Source organism: Paenibacillus sp. LHD-117 (assembly GCF_030929555.1).
Classification (GTDB): Bacteria; Bacillota; Bacilli; order Paenibacillales; family Paenibacillaceae; genus Pristimantibacillus.
In genome coordinates, this window is record NZ_JAVFVT010000004.1 from 72,734 (window position 1) to 89,415 (window position 16,682).

General features: G+C 56.5%; 18 protein-coding genes. 3 read left to right on the forward strand and 15 right to left on the reverse strand.

Annotated elements, in window-relative coordinates; all coding sequences use genetic code 11:
* Window positions 1-197: 197 nt before the first annotated feature.
* Genes RB620_RS03900 through cymR form a run of 4 tightly spaced genes read right to left on the reverse strand, consistent with a single transcriptional unit; the run spans window position 198 to window position 2,568 of the window.
* Window positions 198-401 (reverse strand): hypothetical protein, encoded by a 204-nt coding sequence (locus RB620_RS03900; protein WP_308092216.1) that lies wholly within the window; start codon window positions 399-401, stop codon window positions 198-200.
* A gap of 12 nt (window positions 402-413) precedes the next feature.
* Window positions 414-950, reverse strand: a complete 537-nt coding sequence (locus RB620_RS03905) for a PRC-barrel domain-containing protein (protein WP_308092217.1) — start codon at window positions 948-950, stop codon at window positions 414-416.
* 16 nt (window positions 951-966) lie between these two features.
* Window positions 967-2,130 (reverse strand): cysteine desulfurase family protein, encoded by a 1,164-nt coding sequence (locus tag RB620_RS03910; RefSeq protein ID WP_308092218.1) that lies wholly within the window; start codon window positions 2,128-2,130, stop codon window positions 967-969.
* A gap of 18 nt (window positions 2,131-2,148) precedes the next feature.
* Window positions 2,149-2,568 (reverse strand): cysteine metabolism transcriptional regulator CymR, encoded by a 420-nt coding sequence (gene cymR, locus RB620_RS03915; RefSeq protein ID WP_308092219.1) that lies wholly within the window; start codon window positions 2,566-2,568, stop codon window positions 2,149-2,151.
* A gap of 156 nt (window positions 2,569-2,724) precedes the next feature.
* Between cymR and mnmA the strand changes: the two genes are divergently transcribed.
* Window positions 2,725-3,852, forward strand: a complete 1,128-nt coding sequence (mnmA, locus tag RB620_RS03920) for a tRNA 2-thiouridine(34) synthase MnmA (protein WP_308092220.1) — start codon at window positions 2,725-2,727, stop codon at window positions 3,850-3,852.
* 81 nt (window positions 3,853-3,933) lie between these two features.
* Here mnmA and RB620_RS03925 read toward each other — a convergent pair whose 3' ends face one another.
* Window positions 3,934-5,292: a hemolysin family protein gene (locus RB620_RS03925; RefSeq protein ID WP_308092221.1), complete on the reverse strand. Its 1,359-nt coding sequence runs from the start codon at window positions 5,290-5,292 to the stop codon at window positions 3,934-3,936.
* 271 nt (window positions 5,293-5,563) lie between these two features.
* Between RB620_RS03925 and RB620_RS03930 the strand changes: the two genes are divergently transcribed.
* Both RB620_RS03930 and RB620_RS03935 read left to right on the forward strand, forming a co-directional pair.
* Window positions 5,564-6,169 carry a copper resistance CopC family protein gene (locus RB620_RS03930; RefSeq protein WP_308092222.1) on the forward strand — a complete coding sequence of 202 codons (606 nt, stop codon included), beginning with the start codon at window positions 5,564-5,566 and terminating at the stop codon, window positions 6,167-6,169.
* Entirely contained in the window at window positions 6,166-7,251 is a 1,086-nt protein-coding gene (locus RB620_RS03935) for a copper resistance D family protein (RefSeq protein WP_308092223.1), read from the forward strand. The genes RB620_RS03930 and RB620_RS03935 overlap by 4 nt, the downstream gene beginning before the upstream one ends.
* 71 nt (window positions 7,252-7,322) lie before the next feature.
* On the opposite strand, the gene RB620_RS03940 is transcribed toward RB620_RS03935, so the two are convergent.
* The 10 genes from RB620_RS03940 to dtd form a co-directional block, all read right to left on the reverse strand.
* Complete coding sequence (locus RB620_RS03940; RefSeq protein ID WP_308092224.1) at window positions 7,323-7,793, reverse strand: NUDIX hydrolase; 471 nt, start codon at window positions 7,791-7,793, stop codon at window positions 7,323-7,325.
* 72 nt (window positions 7,794-7,865) lie between these two features.
* Window positions 7,866-9,170, reverse strand: a complete 1,305-nt coding sequence (locus RB620_RS03945) for a replication-associated recombination protein A (RefSeq protein ID WP_308092225.1) — start codon at window positions 9,168-9,170, stop codon at window positions 7,866-7,868.
* A gap of 99 nt (window positions 9,171-9,269) precedes the next feature.
* Window positions 9,270-10,025 carry a class I SAM-dependent methyltransferase gene (locus RB620_RS03950; protein WP_308092226.1) on the reverse strand — a complete coding sequence of 252 codons (756 nt, stop codon included), beginning with the start codon at window positions 10,023-10,025 and terminating at the stop codon, window positions 9,270-9,272.
* Window positions 10,022-10,432: a VOC family protein gene (locus RB620_RS03955; RefSeq protein ID WP_308092227.1), complete on the reverse strand. Its 411-nt coding sequence runs from the start codon at window positions 10,430-10,432 to the stop codon at window positions 10,022-10,024. The genes RB620_RS03950 and RB620_RS03955 overlap by 4 nt, the downstream gene beginning before the upstream one ends.
* 310 nt (window positions 10,433-10,742) lie before the next feature.
* Complete coding sequence (locus tag RB620_RS03960) at window positions 10,743-11,426, reverse strand: YdeI/OmpD-associated family protein (protein ID WP_308092228.1); 684 nt, start codon at window positions 11,424-11,426, stop codon at window positions 10,743-10,745.
* Between the two features lie 2 nt (window positions 11,427-11,428).
* Window positions 11,429-12,178, reverse strand: a complete 750-nt coding sequence (locus tag RB620_RS03965; RefSeq protein ID WP_308092229.1) for a tRNA threonylcarbamoyladenosine dehydratase — start codon at window positions 12,176-12,178, stop codon at window positions 11,429-11,431.
* Window positions 12,179-12,211: 33 nt separating this feature from the next.
* The gene (gene aspS, locus RB620_RS03970) at window positions 12,212-14,026 is read right to left on the reverse strand and encodes an aspartate--tRNA ligase (RefSeq protein ID WP_308092230.1); all 1,815 of its coding nucleotides are present in this window, start codon (window positions 14,024-14,026) and stop codon (window positions 12,212-12,214) included.
* Between the two features lie 46 nt (window positions 14,027-14,072).
* Window positions 14,073-15,320 (reverse strand): histidine--tRNA ligase, encoded by a 1,248-nt coding sequence (hisS, locus tag RB620_RS03975; protein ID WP_308092231.1) that lies wholly within the window; start codon window positions 15,318-15,320, stop codon window positions 14,073-14,075.
* A 588-nt stretch (window positions 15,321-15,908) separates the two neighbouring features.
* Window positions 15,909-16,076 (reverse strand): hypothetical protein, encoded by a 168-nt coding sequence (locus tag RB620_RS03980; RefSeq protein WP_308092232.1) that lies wholly within the window; start codon window positions 16,074-16,076, stop codon window positions 15,909-15,911.
* A 73-nt stretch (window positions 16,077-16,149) separates the two neighbouring features.
* A complete protein-coding gene (gene dtd, locus RB620_RS03985; protein ID WP_308092233.1) occupies window positions 16,150-16,593 on the reverse strand; it encodes a D-aminoacyl-tRNA deacylase in 444 nt (147 codons plus the stop codon).
* Between the last annotated feature and the right edge of the window lie 89 nt (window positions 16,594-16,682).

The window sequence follows — 16,682 nt, forward strand, 5'->3', positions numbered from 1 at the left end:
CACCCCCGAACTTCGACTGTAGGCTGCAAGCGGCGTTTCCGCCCGAGCCGTAAGCAGGTCTAGTTCAGTATATGTACAAGTCCGGCCGATCATCCTATTCGGACCAAATATAGTCGCCGTTGCCTGCAAGGAACGCTGCAAAAAAGCGACGGAATTGCTCCGTCGCTTCATGATGTCGCCCTGCGGCAACCGATTCTTTAATTCAGTTGTGCTTCCGTAAGAGACACTTCGTCTTCGAAAAACAGATCGTCGAGCGAGCTCAGCGTGCCGTCTTCCTCCACCTGGTAAACCGACATTTTGTCGCCGTTCACCGTCAATTCGATAAAGCAGCCCCAGCAGTAAAACTGGTGGGAACCGATTTTCCCGATATCTTTCGAGTTGCAATTCGGACATCTCATCATATACATTTCTCCCTATCCTCTGAAATTGGAAGCTGCGACAGGCTCCAATTCCGCTTCACTGACAGCCGGAACGATAATCGCGTCTTCCCCGAGCAATACCTCATCCGGATCACTCGGCGCTTTCAGCCATTTACGCCCTTCCATCAGATCCGAAACAAAACCGTCTGTAAGCTCATAGCCTACTATTTGTGTACCCTGAAATGGGTAAAAATAAACATCCGACACTCGCCCGAGCTGAACGCCCTGCACCGTAACGACGGGCAAATCCTTCAGCTTGACGATGCCGGTATGGAACGCTCGGCGCACGTGTTTCGGTTTCATGGCAATGACCGCATCTTCTTTGGAGATGATAACGGCATCTTCCCCGCACGTCAAGACTTCGTTCCACGATACGGCCCTTGCGGACGATGCGAACCACTTGGCGAACTCCAGAATGAGGCCCTTAAGCCGCCAATGTTCGTCGAACCATGCGTCCTTCACGGTCCCTACTTGTTTCCCAGAATGGATTACGATGACCGGAAGCCCGATCAGTCCTTGGAGTTTGATCACGACGGAAGGAAACCTCCTAACCTTTGGTGCGAACGCGGTTCACGATCCCGATCACGGTCCGGGCCGCATTCTCCAGTTCCTCCAAAGTATTCCCCAATCCGAAGCTAAACCTTACGGCTGTATCCAATCTCTCGGGCGGCAATCCCATTGCCCGAAGCACGTGGGACTTCTCCAAGGAGCCGGATGTACAGGCGGAGCCGCTTGCCGCGGCGATGCCCGCCATATCCAAATTCATGAGCATGCTTTCGGTTTGAACCCCTAAGAAGCTGATGTTGACGATGTGGGGCAATCGTTGGTTCGGGTCCGGATGACCGTTCACCGCGATGCCGTTTTCGCCAATTCCTTCCACGAGCAGTTCTATCCATCTATTACGAAGCTTGTCCATAAAAGGTTGCTTTTTTTCTCTTTCGTTCACACAAATGTCAACAGCGGCGGCGAATCCGGCGATGCCGGCGACGTTCTCCGTGCCTGCCCGGCGCTTCCGCTCCTGCGATCCGCCGTACATGAGGGGCTCGCAAGGCGTCCCGGCCGCGATGTATAACGCGCCTACGCCCTGCGGCCCGTTTATCTTATGAGCGGAGAAGCTCATGAGATCGACGGGCATTTGGGACAGGCGGTAATCCATCAGGCCGAGCGTCTGCACCGCATCTACATGAAATAGCGCACCGCCGGCATGCACGGCTTCGCCGATCGCTTCGATCGGCTGCAGCGAGCCGACTTCGTTGTTGCCGTGCATGATGCTGACGAGCGCCGTGTCCGGCCGAAGTGCGTCCCGCACTTGGTCGGGATGGACGCAGCCGTATTCGTCGACCGGCAATAACGTTAGCTCGAACCCTTCCTCGTCTCTTAGCCATTCGCAGGTATGCAGTACGGCATGATGCTCCGCGGACGAAGTAATGATATGGCGTTTGCCGTCCTTCCGCTGAGCTCTTGCCGCGCCGATTAGTGCCATATTGTTGCTCTCCGTGCCGCCCGAGGTGAACAGCAGCTCACCCGGCTTGCAGCCGACGGCAGCCGAAACAAGATCACGCGCACGGCTAATTCGGCCCTTCGCGGCCCGTCCGTACGCGTGAACGCTGGAACCGTTGCCGCCGGGGCCTTGCATCAGCTCTACCATCGTTCCCAGAACGTCGGGATGCATCGGCGTTGTAGCGGCATGGTCGAAATAATGGTTGTTCATCTCATTCACCCTAAAACCTTAAATATAAAACATATAACTGTCTTTTTTCTCTGCTTCCTGATACGTGATCAGGTTCTCCAGCGTCGTGGAGTCCAGCACTTCCGCGATGCTGTCGCGAATGCGGAGCCAGAGATTGCGCTTCGCGGGGTCGTCTTCTTCGGTGAAGTCGACCGGCGAGATCGGCCCTTCCAGAATCCGAATGATATCGCCGGACGTAATGTCCGCCGGATCCTTGGACAAAATGTAACCGCCGTATGCGCCTCGTATGCTCTTCACCAGGCCAGCATTTCTAAGAGGAGCGACAAGCTGCTCCAAATAATGTTCGGACAGCTGGTTGCGTTCCGCTATGCTCTTCAAGGAAATCGGGCCTTCGCCGAATTTGGCGGCAAGCTCCATCATTATCGTTAGTCCGTAACGGCCTTTTGTCGATATTTTCAAAGGTAGCACCTCTCTCTATAAATCACTGTATTCCCATCATCCTTATATGTTAACATATCGATCGGTTATCGTGTGTAAAAAGCTTGCCTCATTCATGAAAAACTTTTGTCTTTGTGGTACAATGGTACATGCTTTATATCAAAGGTGGTGATTCGAATGGAAAAGAGTAAGGCGCAAACGCGCGTCGTCGTCGGCATGTCGGGCGGCGTCGACTCCTCCGTCACGGCTCTTCTGCTCAAGCAGCAAGGTTATGACGTGATCGGCATCTTCATGAAAAACTGGGATGACACCGACGAGTTCGGGCACTGCACGGCGGAAGAAGATTCCGAAGACGTGCGCAGAGTGTGCGACCAGATCGGTATTCCTTATTATACGGTCAACTTCGAGAAACAATATTTCGATAAAGTGTTCTCCTATTTCCTGGACGAATACAAGCGCGGCCGCACGCCGAACCCCGACGTGATGTGCAATCGCGAGATCAAGTTCGGCGATTTCCTGAACAAGGCGCTGGAGCTGGACGCCGACTATTTGGCGACGGGCCATTATGCTCGCGTCGAACGGGATGCGGACGGCACGACACGATTGCTAAGAGGCGTGGACGGCAACAAGGATCAAACCTACTTCCTGAGCGCGCTGAACCAAACCCAGCTGGCGAAGGCGATGTTTCCGATCGGCCATCTTCCGAAACCAGAGGTGCGCCGGATCGCTGAAGAAGCAGGCTTATATACAGCTAAGAAAAAGGACAGCACGGGCGTATGTTTTATCGGCGAGCGGAATTTCAAAGAATTCCTCAGCGGTTATTTGCCGGCTAAGTCCGGCGACATGATCGACATCCGCACCGGCGAGAAGAAAGGCCGTCATGACGGCCTCATGTACTACACTTTGGGGCAGCGGCAAGGCCTCGGCATCGGAGGCTCCGGCACCGGTTCCGGCGAGCCTTGGTTCGTGGCGGACAAGGATTTGGAGAAAAACGTTCTGTATGTCGTGCAGGGCGAGAAGCATCCGAGCCTCTACTCGGAGAGCCTGGTCGCGACCGGCCTGAACTGGATCGTGCCTCCGGCTTGCGTTGGTCCGATCAAGTGCACAGCCAAATTCCGCTACCGCCAGCCCGACCAAGGCGTCACCGTGACGGTGCAGCCGGATGGTTCGGCGCTGATTGTCTTCGATCAGCCGCAGAAGGCGGTAACGCCGGGGCAAGCGGTCGTCCTATACGACGGCGATCAATGTTTGGGCGGCGGCACGATCGACGTCGTGAACAAGGTCCAAGCGGACCTGTTCGTGTAGCCATGCATACCGACACCTGATTTTGCAGAATCGAAGAGGACGATGCCTCGACCGCGAAAGTCGCGGGCATCGTCCTCTTTTTTATTGTTCGTTTGTATATGAATCGGCCGGAGCCGGTTGAACCGTCGCCTTCATTAGCCCCAATGGACGAATTGTGATGCGGGAAATGCGCAGATGGAGCGTCTCCTCGATTAGCAGCTCGTATTCGCTTCCGAGCGTTAACGACTGCCCGCGCGCTGGCGGGAAGTCGATTCGGGCGTACATCCACCCTCCGATCGTGTCGTATTCGTCCGTGTCTACGGTTGTCCCGAAGAAGCTGTTCACTTCCTCGATCAGCATGAGCCCGCTTATGGAATACGTGCCGTCATCCCGCTTCACGATGCTGGAGACGTCGGTATCGAACTCATCCTGGATATCGCCGACGATTTCCTCCATGATGTCCTCCAGCGTCACGAGACCCGAAGTACCTCCGTATTCGTCGATCAGAATCGCGATTTGGCTCCGTTTCCTCTGCATGAGCTTCAAAAGCGCGCTGATGGGGATCGTCTCCGGCACCGTCGTAACGGGGCGGATTAGCGATGCCATGCCGCTCGGCAGGCGCAAGTCGTCTTTCAGCAGGTCCTTGATATGGACGAAGCCGATAATATTGTCCTTGTCGTGTTCGCAGACGGGATAGCGGGTTCGCATATGCTGGATCGCGATTGCCTTGTTGGCCGCTAAGGAGAGGCCGGCGCGCAAGCAGATCATTTCGGTGCGGGGAATCATGATTTCGCGGGCGGTCGTATCGGTGAATTCGAAGATATTGTCGACGAGAGTCAGCTCGGTCTGATCGATATAACCTCTCTTGTGGCTTTCTTTCATCAAGAGCCGCAGGTCCGCTTCCGTATGCGCGTCCCCGTGTCCCTTTGTGGGGTCGATGCCGAATAAGGGCATGAAGCCGTTCGCGATCCATTGCAACGGCCGTACGGCAGGCGACAGGACCACGTAAAGGAACCTCAGCGGCGGCGTCAGCAATACGATTGCCGATTCCGCGTTGCGCTGGACGGCCCTTCGGGGGATGAGCTCCCCGAAGACAAGATGGAGCGCCACGACGCCAATATAGACGATAAGGAACGCGGTGGCCGACGAAGGTCCGCCGGACTTCATTCCGATTGCCGCAAACCAAGGAGACACATGATTGATTGCAATCATATAGCCGATCCACCCCAGACCGACCACGGCCGATGCCATGCCGAGCCTGCATGCCGCCGAGTACAAATCTTGGCTGCCCAGTATCGATCGTACGTGCACGTTTCGGGCCGTCCCCGAACCTTCCAGCTGTTCGATCCGGTTGATTCGGGCTTTGGCTATCGCCGCGTTCGCCGCGGCGAAGAAACCGTTCATTCCAATCAGAGCCATCACAACGATCAACGACCAGCCTAACGGTAACGGTTCACTCAAGCGCCTCCCTGCCTGCCGCTTCATGCCAAACGCATTGCGACGGCAGGCGCACCTCCCTTGCAGATGACTGGATATCAATAATGATGTATATTCGAAGCTGCTTTTCCTTTATGAGTACGATCTGCATTCCCATTCATAGAAAGTTCATGACTCTGCAACGAAATGATCATCCGGGCTGCGCCTGCCGCTGCTCTTGTTTGGTATAATAGTGAAAGCTATTGACACCTTATCCAAGTTCGATGAAATCGGAAATCCTAGGAGGAACTCAGACATGAAACGTATTCTGCTTATTTGCCTAGCGCTAATCTGGTTGCTGCCTCAGGCGGCACTCGCTCATTCCAAGCTGCAGGACACCGTCCCCGAAAAGGATTCGACGTCCGAATCCTCGCCGCAAGAAATTAGGCTGACCTTCAATACCAAAATCGAGAAGATCAGCAGCTTCAAGTTATTCGATGCCGAAGGAGAGGAGGTGGCGCTTGGCGAAACCGACGTTGAAGGCGATACGATGTCGAACAGGCCGACCGCTCCTCTCGCGAACGGCTCCTATAAGGTCAAATGGACGATCGTCGGCGCCGATGGCCACGCGATCGAAGGCGAATACGGCTTCGCTGTCGAAACTCCTGTGCCTTCTGCGACGCCGGAGCCTTCGCCTTCGGCTGCGCCGTCGCCAACGACAGAAGCAACCTCCGATGGCGAAGTCTCGCCAAGTCCGACGGCTGCGGAAGAGGAGGCTTCGCCGTCCCCAAGCCCGGTCGCAAACGAAGACGGGGAGGAGCCGGACAATGCCGATTCGGGCATGTCACCTCTTCTCGCGGTAGGCGGAATCATCGTCGTTGTCGCCGTTGCCGCGGCGCTGCTTAGGAGACGGAAACCATGATCTACGTCAGCGAAGGATTGTTGTATATCTGCTTCGCGATTCTGACGGGAGCGCTGCTGCTCCGGCTCGTGCCGGAGCGGTTCAAACCTACCGTGCATGTTCCGAACGGTCTGCTGCTCGCATGCGCCGCAGCCATCCCCGTCTTGTCGTTCGTGCCGATTCATCAGCTCGCCAAGCTGTTCTCGGAGCAATTCGAGCTTTCGTACTCAGAGATGCTACGCAGCATCCTGATCGACGTCAACACCGGCAAAGCCTGGATTTGGACCGTCATCGGTTCGGCAGGTCTACTCGTACTGCTTGGTGTGAAAGTTTTCCGCAATGACCGTCATATGCCAAAGATCGCTTTGTTCGTAACCCTGCTGCTGATCGTATGGCTGGGTTATGCGAGCCACGCGTCTTCGCTAAGCCCGACCAAAGGCTGGATCCTACATACAATCCACTTCCTTGGTTTCTCGGTCTGGATCGGCATCCTGTTCGCGGCCGGCTGGTTCGCCAAGGATGATCACAATTGGACGGCGTTCCTGAAGTGGTTCTCTCCGCTTGCGATCGCGGCCGTTCTCGTTACGCTTGCAGCCGGATTCGCGCTCATGACCTTCACGACGCCGGATTACGTCAAGTCGTGGATTCTGCCCTATGGCCAAGCGCTGCTCATGAAACACGCACTCATTTTGCCTTTACTTGTTTTCGCATACACGAACGGCTTCCTGTACAAACGGATGGCATCATCGGATGAAAGCTTTAGGCCCGGCGCTTGGCTGAAGGCGGAAAGCGCCGTCGCCTTGCTCGTCCTGGCCGCAACCGCGGTTCTCGGCCAGCAGTCACCGCCTCATGACGTGCAAGAGACGCTGCAGTCCGTTTCTCCATCGCCGTTCTTCACGACGATTTTCCAAGGGCCATACAGCCCTGATATCTCGTTGACGTTTGGGTTGACAGGCAGCGGCATTCTTTTGTTCGCTGCGGCTCTCGTCATGGCGGCAGGCATCGTCTTGATGTACCGCGCCAAGAGGCCGTCATATGCTTTGGCCATGGGCCTGCTTACCGCCGTATTCGCTTACCTGGGAGCTATGTTCTCCATGGCGTGACAATGTATAAAGACGCTTCAACCGCCGCATGGAATGCGGGGATCGAAGCGTCTTTTTTACTTAGTACAGGATCACGCGTCCCAGCCGATGCTGTCGAACCAAAGCGAGTCCTGTTTTTTCTGAACGGCAATGCGGACATACCCGATCATATCGACGGGCAGCTCGTTCATGCGGAACCATCTTAACTCCTCGCACTTATGCGGCTCCATGTTTACGATTTCCCCTTGCCAATTCCGAACAGACAAGTAAAAATCAATCCATTCCGATCCGGCCCCCTTCGGATTCCTGCGGTGGAATACGCCGGTCACCTCCAAGTCGTCCGAGACAATGTCGACACCCGCTTCTTCCTTCGCTTCGCGAATCGCGGCGGCCTTCACTTCCTCGTTGCCATCGATACGCCCCGCTACCACGCTCCACTTCCCGTCCTCGAATCCCGTATTTTTCCGCTTCAGCAGCAATACTTCGTCATCCTTGAAAAACAAAAGATGTACCGCGCCATAAAAAATGGGAGCCCTCGTCTTCGTCTTTGTCTCCGTCTGCATGATCGTTTGTCTCCTTCATTCGATTAGCGGTTGCGCCGCTAGCATGAAGCCGCAAAAAACAAACCAGCAGCTTCAAGTGGAGCGGCGCTGCTGGTTCTGTTTGATTTTGTCCTCCATCCCTTGCTCCGTCGCTTGGTAAAACGTCTTGCCCGCGATCGGATCCGGAAGGTACTGCTGCCGAACGTAATGGTTCGGGTAGTCGTGCGGGTACTTGTACCCTTCATGGCCTAGCTGAGCGGAGCCCTTGTAATGCGTATCCCGAAGATGAAGCGGAACCTCGGCATTGCCCGCCCGTTCGATCGCGTTCATGACGTTGCCGATCGCGACCGCCGTCGCATTGGACTTCGGACTTTCCACGGCGAACAGAATGGCCTGCGAGATATTGTATTTGGCTTCCGGCCAGCCGATCTTGTGATAGGCGTCCATGGCCGTCACCGCTTGGATCATCGCTTGCGGATTCGCAAGCCCGATATCCTCGCTGCAGGCGACAATCAGCCGCCGGATAAACGTCATGGGATCCATGCCGAGCCGCTCCACCGCGTAGAGAAACCAGAATAATGCGGCGTCGCTGGAGCCCCGCACGCTCTTATGGAAGGCGGACAATACATCGTACTGCGTGGACAGGTCCGCCCGGATGGTCGGCTTGCGGATCGATTCCTGCGCGACTTCGAGCGTGAGCCGCACGGATCCGTCCGGTTCGGAGGGCGTCGTGACCGCCGCTAGCTCCAGCGCGTTCAGCGCCCGCCTAATGTCGCCGCCTGCCATGGCCGCAATATGGTTTAGCGCATCCTCGTCGGCTTGCAGCGTCATAAAGCCGAGGCCGCGCTCCGTATCCGTCAGCGCCCGTCTCATCGCTTCCAGCGCATGGCGTTCCTCCAGCGCGTGAAGCTGGAACAACGTCGAGCGCGACAAGAGCGCCCCGTTTACGTGGTGGAACGGATTCTCGGTCGTCGCACCGATGAATATGATGATCCCTTGCTCGACAGCCGGCAGCAGCGCATCCTGCCTCGACGTGTTGAACCGGTGAACCTCGTCGAGGAACAGGATCGTTTTCCTGCCGTATAACGTCTTATTGCTCCTGGCCCGGTCGATCACGTCCCGTACGTCCTTGACGGATGCGTCGACCGCGTTCAGCTTGACGAAATCGCCTTTCGTCGTCAACGAAATAATATGGGCCAGCGTCGTCTTCCCGCAGCCGGGAGGACCGTAAAGCAAAATGGACGATACCTGATCCCCCTGAATGGCCCTTCGCAGCAACTTGCCTTCTCCCACGATATGTTCCTGACCGATATATTCATCCAGCGTCCGGGGCCTCATCCGATCCGCCAGCAATTTGGCGCGTGGAGTCTCTTCTTCCTGATAGGTGAACAAATCCATACTGCTACTCAATCCTTCGTACGAAATGATGAATGCTCTCTAAATCATAGCACATCCGCACAAACGTTCGCCACCTGGCCGAATACTGCACAAGATTCCTTAAACGGTCCCCCAATAAAGCTCCGTATCGTACGTCATCGTAACGAGCCCGTCCACCGCACATTGCTTGAAAATGACAGAAAGCCTCTCCATCATCGGCTCGTAATTCGGATGTCCCGGCAACGGGCAATAGGAGGAGGAAAGCAGCCTTCCCTTCAGACCCTCTTCATCCAAGCGCTGCTCCGATGCAAACACTTCCAATGCCGGACCGTCATCCGAGAAAAACTCCGATAACGTTTGGCGCGTAATGTTTTTGTGCCCAACCTTCTCGTAATCCGTTCCGTATCGAAGAAGAAGCTGCTCGAATTGCTCCAGGAATGGCGTGCCCGCCGTCCTTCTGGAGTTCCAAATGAGCGCGACGCGGCCGTCTGGCTTCAAAATCCGGCGAAATTCCTCTCGGGCGGCCGGACGGTCGAACCAATGGAAGGACTGCGCGCAGACGATATGATGGACGGACTCCTCGGATAAACCCGTACGCTCCGCGGAGCCCGGGCACGAGGCGTACCGCGGATGGCTGGCGTATTGCTTGATCGCGGCCTCCCGCATCGCTTCGTTCGGTTCCAACGCTACAACGCGGCTTCCCCGGTCCAGAAGCAGCCCGGAGAATATGCCCGTACCGGCGCCAATATCCGCAATGATGCTGCGGTCGGAGAAACCAACCTTCCCATATAGGAAATCAAGCGCCTTCTGAGGGTAACTCGGACGGTACTTCACATACGTGTCGACGCGGTCGGTGAAACGTTCTTTGTTATTCATCTCGATTCGTCCTCCTTCGAATGCCATGGCTTGCTTACGTATTCCAGAAACTCCAGCCGATTCCCGAACGGATCCTTCGCGAACAATCGGCGAATGCCCTCTTCTTCCCGCAGCTCGTCGTCCAGCGCTTGAACGCCGGATGCGATGAGGTTCGAACGGAGCGAAGCCAAATCGTCCACGGCAAATCCGGGATGCGCTTTCTCGGCCGGCCGAAATTCCTTTTGGACTCCGACATGAACCTGGCTGCTTCCGCACTGGAACCAAACACCCCCGCGGGCTTGCAGGCTTTCCGGTTTGCGGAGCTCCGGCCATCCCAGAATCGATCCATAGAAACGTCTAGCCTCCTCCTCGCAGCCCGGCGGCGCGGCCAGCTGCACATGGTCGATGCCAATAAATCGAAACGTCACTGCGATCACCTCCCTCAAGGCACATCGGTGCCGGATGATAAACCTCACACGCTTTTTTCGTTTCACCTAATGAAACACAGTTCCATTTAATCACCTTTATTTTATCCCATTTTTGGTAACCGCACAATCATAAATCCGAACTAAATATCCAGGACAAAATCGGGACGGAGATCGGGCTTTGTCATGATGCGCGTTCAACGCTACGGACTCAAATCCCCTTATTCGCGATATTTCGGCGAGCCCATCGATGAAAAAAAACCGCCGTCGAACGGGAACATGTCCCGTTCAACGGCGGCTTTAGGCGATTGGATTATGATTTGTCCGTCGGACGTTTCAATCCTTGCTCCAGCTTCTCTACGGTCGAAGCGACCCGCTTGGCGCGGGTATCCTCGCGCTTCGCGTCCAAAACCCAGCGAAGATAGTCCCGCTTCATGGAATCGGTAAGCGTGCCGTAAAAGTCGACTGCCGCGGGTGAAGACTGAAGCGCTGCTGCCAAGTCGTCCGGCATGTCGGGCACGGGGGCTCCAACCGTATAGAACACGCTGCCATCGGAAGCAGGCTGCCCTTGCCGGTTCGAACGCGAGGGACGGGATGTCGCCGCGCCTTCCGGACGGTAGCGCATGGCCGACCATGTCTCGTTCATGGAGACGCTCGCGACGCCTTCCACGCCTAGCGTCTTCAAGAATCGCCAGCCGCTGTCCCGGTTAATGTCGGTCTTTACCTTGGACGTGCCTTTCGGATAGCTGATCCACAGCAGCCCATCCGGCTTCACGGCGCGCACGGCTATGGCAGCCGTTTCCATAAGCTCTGCCATGGACCACACGAACAGATGCACATAATCGTAGGATCCGGCCTCAAGCTCGGCATCAGCCGACTCACTCGCAGACTCCGGCAAGCCCAGCTCCCGCAACGCTTCGTAGCCTTCGGGCGGATTCAGGACGATCGCCCTAGCCCCTTCCGAGAGGTGCAGCTTTCGAATCAGGTCTTCGTTCATGGTTAGTTGCCCCCGGAAGCTAGCAAATCCTTCACGACGACGCTCACCATGATCAGTCCCGCGACGGGCGGAACGAACGCGTTGCTGGACGGCGGCTGCTGCGCCTTCCGGATTTCCGGCGCGTTATCCGGCACGATGCGCTGCGTAACGTCCTCGCGCGGCTTCATCGGCTCCTCGTCGGAGAAGACGACCTTGACGCCTTTTTTGATGCCGTCCTTGCGAAGCTTCGTTCGGACGACGCGCGCGATCGGATCGGTATGCGTCTTGGAAATGTCCGCCACCCGGAACCTCGACGGATCCATCTTGTTCGCCGCGCCCATGCTGGAGATGACCGGAATGCCGCGCTCCAGGCATTGTTTGATCAGATGTACCTTGTAGATGATCGTATCGGACGCGTCGACCACGTAATCAAGCGGGTACTCGAACAACTTCTCGTACGTTTCTTCCGTGTAGAACATTCGCAAGGAAATAACGTCGCATTCCGGGTTGATCAGCTTGATCCGGTCTCTCATCAAATCCGCCTTCGGCTGGCCGACCGTCGTCATCAGCGCGTGGATCTGGCGGTTGATATTCGTAATGTCGACAACGTCCTTGTCGATCAGGATAATGCGGCCGACGCCGGTACGAGCCAGCGCCTCCGCGGCGATGGAGCCGACGCCGCCGATGCCGAGCACGGCAACCGTGCTGCCTTTCATCCGCTCAAGGCCTTCGGGGCCAATCGCCAGTTCCGTTCGCGAGAATTGGTGCAGCATGTGTGCCGCCTCCTTCATCTATCTAACCGATTATTATTCTTTGGACTCGCCTGCAGCGGCGCCAGCTGCCGCCGCAACCGGCTTCGGCTTCACGACGGTGCGGATGTGCAGCTGCTCCAGTTGGGAGAGCTCCACCTCGGACGGCGCGTCGCAAAGCAGATCCGTCGCGCTTGCCGTTTTCGGGAAGGCGATCGTCTCTCTCAGGTTCGTGCGGCCCGCAAGCAGCATGACGATGCGGTCGAAGCCGAATGCGATGCCGCCGTGCGGAGGCGTGCCGAACTCGAACGCGTCAAGCAGGAAGCCGAATTTCTCTTGCGCTTCTTCCATGGAGAAGCCGAGCGCTTTAAACATTTTTTCCTGCACGTCGCGTTTGTAGATCCGCATGGAGCCGCCGCCTACTTCGTAGCCGTTCAGCACAAGGTCGTACGCTTGCGCGCGGATCTTGCCCGGATCGGTCTCGAAGTAATGCAAGTCGTCTTCGTTCGGACGCGTGAACGGATGATGCTCCGCCACGTAACGTTTGGAATCCTCGTCCCAACCAAGCAGCGGGAAGTCGACGACCCAGGCAAACTTGAACTTGGATTCGTCGATCAGACCGAGATCGCGTCCGAGCTTCAGGCGCAGGTTGCCGAGAACGTCGGCAACGACCTTCGGTTTGTCCGCGGAGAACGTTAGCAGGTCGCCTTCCTCGACGCCAAGACGCTCCGTCAGCGCCGCGATCTCTTCTTCCTTCAGGAACTTCACGATCGGACCGCGCCATTCGCCGTCCTTGACCGTGATCCAAGCCAGACCTTTGCCGCCGTAGCGCGCCGCGAACGGCTGCAGATCGTCAAGCTCCTTGCGGCTCCAGCTCGCGCAGCCCTTCGCGTTCAGCGCCTTCACGACGCCGCCGCCCGCCGCTACGCTCGCGAATACTTTCACTTCGCTGCTCGCGACGATATCGGTAATATCCTCGATTTCGAGGCCGAAGCGCAGATCCGGCTTGTCGGAGCCGTATTTGTTCATGGCGTCGGCGTACGTGATGCGTTGGAACGGAAGCTCAAGCTCCACGCCCAGCGTCTCGCGGAGCAGTCTCGCGGACAATTGCTCCATCATGCCGAGCAATTGGTCCTGCGACAGGAACGATGTCTCGATGTCGACCTGCGTGAACTCGGGCTGGCGGTCTGCGCGAAGATCTTCGTCTCGGAAGCAACGGGCGATCTGGTAGTAACGTTCCAACCCGCCGACCATAAGAAGCTGCTTGAAAATTTGCGGCGATTGCGGCAGGGCAAAAAATTCGCCTTCGTGCACGCGGCTCGGCACGAGGTAATCGCGCGCGCCTTCCGGCGTGCTCTTCGTCAAGATCGGCGTCTCGACTTCGATGAAACCTTCGCCGTCAAGGAAGTCGCGGAAGATCTTCGCGGATTTGGAACGAAGAAGAAGCGTCTTCTGCATTTCCGGACGGCGCAGATCAAGATAACGGTATTTCAGGCGGAGCGATTCGTCGACCTCAACGCCGTCCTCGATCGGGAACGGAGGCGTCTTCGCCGCGTTCATCACTTCGATTTCGGTTACGCGGATTTCGATCTCGCCTGTCGCCAGGTTCGCGTTGTACGTTTCGGGATCGCGCTCGACTACCTTGCCGCTGACGGCAAGCACGTATTCGTTCCGCGCGCGGTCGGCAACCGCAAGGGCATCGCCGGAGAAATCCGGGTTGAACACGATCTGGACGATACCGGTACGGTCGCGCAGGTCAATGAACAATACGCCTCCAAGGTCGCGACGGCGCTGTACCCAGCCGTTCAGCGTTACGGTCTGCCCTACGTCTGCTTTCGTCAATGTTCCGCAGCTATGCGTCTTTAACATCATCATCATCAAACTCCTTATTATCAAGTATTAGAGGTTGTTCAATCTATTATTTCGAAAGTTCGTCGGCCAAAACGGAGATGGCTACCATGCGTTGGTCGCCTGTCGCCATTTCCTTCAGCGCGATTTCGCCGCGCGCAAGCTCATCGTCTCCAAGAATGGCCGTGAACTTCGCGCCGAGACGGTCTGCCGACTTCAGCTGGGCCTTCATCTTGCGGCTTTGATAATCGCGTTCCGCCCGGATGCCGCGTGTCCGAAGCTGGTAGATGACCTTCGACACTTCGCGGTCCGCCGCTTCTCCAAGCGCAACGAGGTAGACGTCGATGCCGTGCAATTCCGGCAGTTCGGTCTGTTGGTGCTCCAGCAGCAGAACCGTGCGCTCTAGGCCGATGCCGAAGCCGACGCCCGGCTGATCCGGCCCGCCGATATCGGCGACAAGTCCGTTATAACGACCGCCGCCGCCGATCGTATCGATGGCGCCGATGCCTTCCGCCTTGAACTCGAACGCCGTATGCGTGTAATAGTCGAGGCCGCGTACGAGACGGTGATTGATCTCATACGGGATGTCCATGTCGGTCAGGCATGCCTGAACCTTCTCGAAGTGGATCCGGCATTCCTCGTCCAAGCTATCCAGAATGGAAGGCGCGTCCGTGAAATGCGCTTGGTCGGTCTTGCAGTCCAGCACGCGGAGCGGATTGCGCTCCATACGCGATTGGCAATCCTTGCAGAGCAATTCGCGCTTCGGTTCGAGGAAAGCCAGCAGACGTTCGCGGAACGCCGCGCGCACCGCCGGCGTGCCGACGGAATTCAACTCGACGCGGACGCCTTTCAGGCCAACCTCCGTATAGAACGTATAACCCAAAGCGATGACTTCCGCATCCAGCGCCGCATCGACCGCCCCGATCGCCTCCACGCCGAACTGGTGGAACTGCCGGTAACGGCCTGCCTGCGCGCGCTCGTACCGGAACATCGGTCCGATGTAATACAGCTTCGTCAAATCCGGTTCGCCGAACAGCTTGTTCTCGACGTAACCTCGGACGACGCCCGCCGTTCCTTCGGGCCTCAGCGTCAAGCTGCGATCGCCGCGGTCGGTGAAGGTGTACATCTCCTTCTCGACGATATCCGTCGTTTCGCCTACGCCGCGCTGGAACAGCTCCGTCGATTCGAACATTGGCGTGCGAATCTCGCGGAAGTTGAAGCGCCTGCAGATATCTCGAGCCTTGCCTTCGACGTATTGCCATCTCTCTACCGCGCCAGGCAGGATATCCTGCGTGCCGGGCGACTTTTGAAATTTCATCCCTTATTCCTCCTAACACTGCTTCTTAAAAAACCAAAAAACTCCCGTCCCCCGCGGCATTCGCTGCCGCAAGGGACGAGAGTTGTAGCTCCCGTGGTACCACCCACATTCCGAACCTTCGATGTGACGTTAAATCCGCATCAAAACATTCGCTCCAGAACGGGTAACGTCCGTCATTCGCAGTTCGGCTAATAACGCTTGCGTTCGCGCCGGCGCTAAAGCGCGGCATGAGCAAGCCGTTCACCGTCTGTTCTCGGGGAGGTTCTTCATTCGACCGGTATAAGGACGCTTGCAGCCTTGGCGCCCCTCTCTGCGTATCCCAAGAGGAATTACTTTGTCCCGTCATTGAATCCATATAACAATAGTGATTGTAATTGTACAGTCCACTGTACCGAAAGTCAAGGGACAGACGCAAGGACGGATAAGGACAGAAAAAAACCTGCATTCCGTATGCAGGTCCAAAGTAATTTATATTTTAAAAAAGGGGGTCGAGATTTATTATAGGTTAACGATGTTAAACGAACGTTAGCGTTTGATTACAGGAATATTACAATTTCGTAAGCGTTTTACTGACAGACTCCCCGAGTCCTACAATCCAAAGCCCGGTCGCCGGATCGTCTGAGATCGTCCGCCCCATTGCTCGGTTGCCGCGATGTCCGCCTCCAGCTCCGCCATGATGCGGGCCTCCCGGAGATCGGGCAGCATCAGCTGCCTCGTGGTCCGTTCCAGTCCTTGTTCCTTCCTGGATTGATGCATGTCTATTACCTCCAATAAGGGAATGTTCGATTTGTATTGATCTCTCCCTTATTGTTGCCCCGACTGCCCCACCTTAAGCACCGCTTTCCAAAATTAACGTGACGGGACCGTCATTGCAAAGCGAAACTTCCATCATCGCCCCGAACCGGCCGGTCTCGACCTTCAGTCCGAGTCCGCGCAGCGTCTCGTTAAACGCGTCGTAAAGCTCTTCGGCCTGCTCGGGCCTGGCGGCCGCCATGAAGTTAGGCCTCCGGCCCTTCCGGCAATCCCCGTATAACGTGAATTGCGAGATCGACAGGATCGAGCCTCCGACATCCAACACCGAGAAGTTCATCTTCTCCGCCTCGTCCTCGAAAATACGCAGCCCGGCCATCTTGTCCGCCATCCACCGTACGTCTTGCATCGTATCCTCGTGGGTCAGCCCAACGAGAAGAACGAGACCGCGGTCGATTGCCCCGACGATCTCGCCCTCCACGGATACTTTGGCTTCCTTGCTTCGCTGCACGACAACTCTCACAACCAAATCTCCTTTTTTAAGGTTGTTTAAAAAATCCAATTTTGATCACGAAGCTTTAACTGAAAGCTTATTCGACATCGAATCTTGAA

Coding starts and splice junctions, on each gene's coding strand:
- RB620_RS03900 (WP_308092216.1), bottom strand. CDS start 401: ATGATGAGATGTCCGAATTGCAACTCGAAAGATATCGGGAAAATCGGT.
- RB620_RS03910 (WP_308092218.1), bottom strand. CDS start 2,130: ATGAACAACCATTATTTCGACCATGCCGCTACAACGCCGATGCATCCC.
- mnmA (WP_308092220.1), top strand. CDS start 2,725: ATGGAAAAGAGTAAGGCGCAAACGCGCGTCGTCGTCGGCATGTCGGGC.
- RB620_RS03930 (WP_308092222.1), top strand. CDS start 5,564: ATGAAACGTATTCTGCTTATTTGCCTAGCGCTAATCTGGTTGCTGCCT.
- RB620_RS03935 (WP_308092223.1), top strand. CDS start 6,166: ATGATCTACGTCAGCGAAGGATTGTTGTATATCTGCTTCGCGATTCTG.
- RB620_RS03940 (WP_308092224.1), bottom strand. CDS start 7,793: ATGCAGACGGAGACAAAGACGAAGACGAGGGCTCCCATTTTTTATGGC.
- RB620_RS03945 (WP_308092225.1), bottom strand. CDS start 9,170: ATGGATTTGTTCACCTATCAGGAAGAAGAGACTCCACGCGCCAAATTG.
- RB620_RS03950 (WP_308092226.1), bottom strand. CDS start 10,025: ATGAATAACAAAGAACGTTTCACCGACCGCGTCGACACGTATGTGAAG.
- RB620_RS03960 (WP_308092228.1), bottom strand. CDS start 11,426: ATGAACGAAGACCTGATTCGAAAGCTGCACCTCTCGGAAGGGGCTAGG.
- RB620_RS03965 (WP_308092229.1), bottom strand. CDS start 12,178: ATGCTGCACCAATTCTCGCGAACGGAACTGGCGATTGGCCCCGAAGGC.
- aspS (WP_308092230.1), bottom strand. CDS start 14,026: ATGATGTTAAAGACGCATAGCTGCGGAACATTGACGAAAGCAGACGTA.
- hisS (WP_308092231.1), bottom strand. CDS start 15,320: ATGAAATTTCAAAAGTCGCCCGGCACGCAGGATATCCTGCCTGGCGCG.
- RB620_RS03980 (WP_308092232.1), bottom strand. CDS start 16,076: ATGCATCAATCCAGGAAGGAACAAGGACTGGAACGGACCACGAGGCAG.